Here is a 3,731-nt window from a genome sequence, read left to right as displayed (position 1 = left end):
ATAATGCGGAAACTACATAAATCAAGCTTGTATGAAATAATGCGGAAACTTGATAACTCGGTTGTCAGGGGAACGACGAGATGTCGTTCTTCCTTTGGATTATCTTCTCTCAAAGATTGCGCTGATTTGTTCTCACGCAGATTACGCAGATCACGCAGATTTAATTTTAGAAACAAGAATATTCACAAGGTGGCAAAATATTGGAGGGTTGACGTCCTCGTCAACCACAACAAACTAACTATCAAGCTTGTATGAAATAATGCGGAAACTACATAAATCAAGCTTGTATGGAATAAAGCGGAAATTTGATAACTCGGTTGTCAGGGGAACGACAAGATGTCGTTCTTCCTTTAAAATATTTTCTTACTGATTTGTTTATATAGAGAAATCCTCTAAATCCTATAATCCTTAAATCCTTGTTTCTAAAATTCTATAATCACAAATCCTGCAATCCTTGTTTCTAAAATTAAATCTGCGTAATCTGCGTTATCTGCGTGAGAGATATTTTTAGGTGGTTTACAAAAAACTTGCCACTGGAGCTTCTGCCATTATGTTTCCCCTTTTTAATAGCGTCACTTTTTTTAAATTTGCTTTTGCCGCAAAATGGAGTATCATATCTTCAAATGTTAATTACTCTTTACGAGGTGAAAAATGAAACGACTTTCCCTTATTTTTGCCGTCCTTATCTTATTTATCGGCTTAAATGCTCAATTCAGCAATTCTGCTTCCACGCCAACTTTGTTTGCTGGCGGAACAGGAGAACAGGTTCTCCCTAAAATAGCAATTTGTAATAATGGCAATATATATCTTGCCCGTTTTGACAATGCCAATGGCGGTTATCAGGTCTGGTTGCAATATATGGATGTCGCCGGTAATCTTTTATGGCAAAATCCGCAGGGTATTTTAGTCAGCAGTTTTCCCCAGATGACTTGGCTTACTGAATGGGATTTAGATGTTGATAATTTAGGTAATGCCTGGCTTACTTTTCAGGACATCCGCACTGCAGAAGTTAATAATGTAATGCTTTATAAAGTAGATAGCAGTGGCAATATTTTACTTTCCAATAGTGGCATTGCTCTTTCCACCGATACTTCCACGGATTTTAGCAATATGAGTCCTATTCTTATGTGTCATTCCAGTGGCGATGTTTATGTTACCTGGCAAAGAATGGCTACAACAACGGAAATTCACTTACAAAGGATATCTTCAACCGGAGAATTATTGTGGGGAGCAAGCGGTCTTGTTTTGGCGGGAGATGCCGTTCAATTTACCTGGCCCCAATTACTGGATTCCGGAGATGGCAATATACTGCTGAAATATTATGTGGATAGCGGTCCTTTTTGGGCTCCCAATCGTCAGGTTTTCGTTACCAAACTAACTCCCACAGGCACGCCCCTTTGGAATGCCTCCATCAATACAGTGGGTGGTTTAACTGCTTGGGAACAGTTAATTCCTTTTGCTTCAGATGGAAACGGAGGAGCGGTTCTTGCTTGGTATGATGATCGGAATAATGATATGATCAATGAGGTCTATATGGCAAGGGTAAATTCTACCGGAACCGTTACCACTCCCGAAAACGGAGCTCTCATTTCTACTGATACTTTCAATCAGCAATATTATCCCAAACTGGCTGTTGATTCTGAAAATAGCTATGTTTATGCCTGGTTTCGCACTACCGATCCCGATCAAAATAATGTAGGGCTTGCCAGACAGCTTATGGATTTTTCGGGAAACCGTCTTTGGGGCGAAAATGGAGTTCAGATAATTGACCAGGGCACTTTATCTCCCGATCCCATTGCCGCTTATTTTTATCAGGGGACGGCATTTTGTCATTATTCTTTGGCAGCAAGCCCGGGAGATGTTAATAACGAGCATTTGAAAGTTAATGCCATCAGAAGTGATCAAAGCAGTCCTTGGGCTGCCGATGTTTTTCTGGATTCCTCCGGAAGTTCCAAATTGCATTATGATTTAAGTGTTCACAATCAGGGCTGGAGTGTACTTGCTTACGAAGAAGGTAGTAACTATGACATTTATGCGATGCGGATAAATCCCGATGGCACTTTGGGAAGCGCATATTATCCTGCTCCGCAATCCCTTGCAGGTTATGTAGATAATCAGGGAATCGTCCATTTAAATTGGCAAGCGCCTTCCCTTGCGCCAAGCCAATATCAGGTCTATATGAACGATGCCTTAACTTTAACTATTTCCGCGGATTTAACCAATTGCTCCATTCCCGATTTGGAAGCGGGAAATTACTCTTTTTATGTGTGTGCCGTGTATCCGCCAGACCATATATCTTTACCCTCCAATTCCATTAATTTAATTGTTCTTCCGGATGCGGTGGATGATGGAACTCAAAATCCTGCCATTCCGCAACTGGCAGTTAATCCCAACCCGTTCAAAAACAATCTCACCATCAGTTACTGGCAGGATAAATCCCCTGCCCAATTGACTATTTATAATTTGCGCGGACAAAAGATTTATGAACAAAGCTTTGCGGGTGGACAAAACAGTTTCGTAGCGCAGAATTTACACTTGGATTTGCAGAGTGGAGTTTATCTTTTTAGCTTAGTTACACAGGGACAGCGTCTGCAGAAGAAAGTTTCAGTTATCAAGTAAGCAGAATAAAAGCAGTGTATGAGTTTAGAATTGAAAAGTAAGCTCTGTTTGCTACTTATATTGCTGTTTACATCTCTGCAAGCAGAAATAATTACCATCGGTTCCGGCAATTATCTCAATAATGGTTTGCCTATTGAACCAGTTGCAACTTTCAGTTATTCGCAACAGTTATTTTTGCCTTCTGAAATTGGCTGTTCTGGCTTGATAACTGCCATCGGTTTTCAGTATAATGTAAGCAGTAATCTGTTTTAAAATGGCAACAAGAACTGGAAAGTTTATCTGGGGCATAGTTCCATCGCCGCATTGGATAACTGGTTTCCAGTGGATAGTATGCAGCTTGTTTATGATAATATTATTCCCGAAAATGCATTTAGCAATGGCTTGCCGGGCAGTGGCTGGCTGAATATTAATTTGGAGACCCCTTTTGTTTATAATGGCACGCAGGCATTATTAATAGGCATTGATGAAAACACTATTGGTTCCGGAAGCACTTCCGATGATTTTCGTTGCAGTCCTTGCTCCACTTTTTATGCCATTCAATTTCAGCATACTACCATAAATCCAGACCCAAATGCTCCTCCGACGACTGGCTGGACGCTAAAAAATTTTCGGAGCAATCTGCGAATCACCATAGAAGCGCAATATTACACTCCGGTTTTGCCCAATCCTTTTAGTGGAGAGATAAATGTTCCCATAGACGCTAATTTATCTTGGAGCAGTAATGGCAGCAATTTTTCTCTTAGTTTGGGAAATAATCCCGATTCTTTAGTTCAGGTTATCAATAATACCGCCTTAACCTATTGGCAGCCCGAAATTCCTTTCCAATTCAATAGAACTTATTACTGGCGGGTGACAGCTTATGCCAATAGTGTTGCTTATCCATCTGCATTATGGAGTTTTACCACCCTTGCAGAGCAAATATCTCCCCCGCAAAATTTAACTGGTTGCTATACAGAGCCCGCAATTGAACTAAACTGGAATCCACCTCAAACCAATAATCAGCATCATTACAAAATATACCGGAATGCAGGATTGCTGACATCTACGACCAATCAGCATTATAGCGATGCCAATGTTCAGTCCGAAACAAGCTATAATTATTGGATTACAGC

General features: G+C 40.5%; 3 protein-coding genes. All 3 read left to right on the top strand.

Translation table 11 applies throughout. The features are described from left to right. The first annotated feature begins 651 nt into the window (after window positions 1-651). Window positions 652-2,619 carry a T9SS type A sorting domain-containing protein gene (locus ABFC98_03940; protein MEN6445180.1) on the top strand — a complete coding sequence of 656 codons (1,968 nt, stop codon included), beginning with the start codon at window positions 652-654 and terminating at the stop codon, window positions 2,617-2,619. A gap of 18 nt (window positions 2,620-2,637) precedes the next feature. After that, window positions 2,638-2,871 carry a hypothetical protein gene (locus ABFC98_03935; protein MEN6445179.1) on the top strand — a complete coding sequence of 78 codons (234 nt, stop codon included), beginning with the start codon at window positions 2,638-2,640 and terminating at the stop codon, window positions 2,869-2,871. A 51-nt stretch (window positions 2,872-2,922) separates the two neighbouring features. Then, the coding region (locus ABFC98_03930) for a hypothetical protein (GenBank protein ID MEN6445178.1) at window positions 2,923-3,731 on the top strand (809 nt) is incomplete at its 3' end.

It is taken from the genome of Candidatus Cloacimonas sp., assembly GCA_039680785.1.
Taxonomy (GTDB): Bacteria; Cloacimonadota; Cloacimonadia; order Cloacimonadales; family Cloacimonadaceae; genus Cloacimonas.
This window is presented reverse-complemented; position numbering and strand designations above follow the sequence as displayed.

Excerpts from the sequence above, each read along its gene's own strand:
- ABFC98_03940 (MEN6445180.1), top strand. The coding sequence starts at position 652 with ATGAAACGACTTTCCCTTATTTTTGCCGTCCTTATCTTATTTATCGGC.
- ABFC98_03935 (MEN6445179.1), top strand. The coding sequence starts at position 2,638 with ATGAGTTTAGAATTGAAAAGTAAGCTCTGTTTGCTACTTATATTGCTG.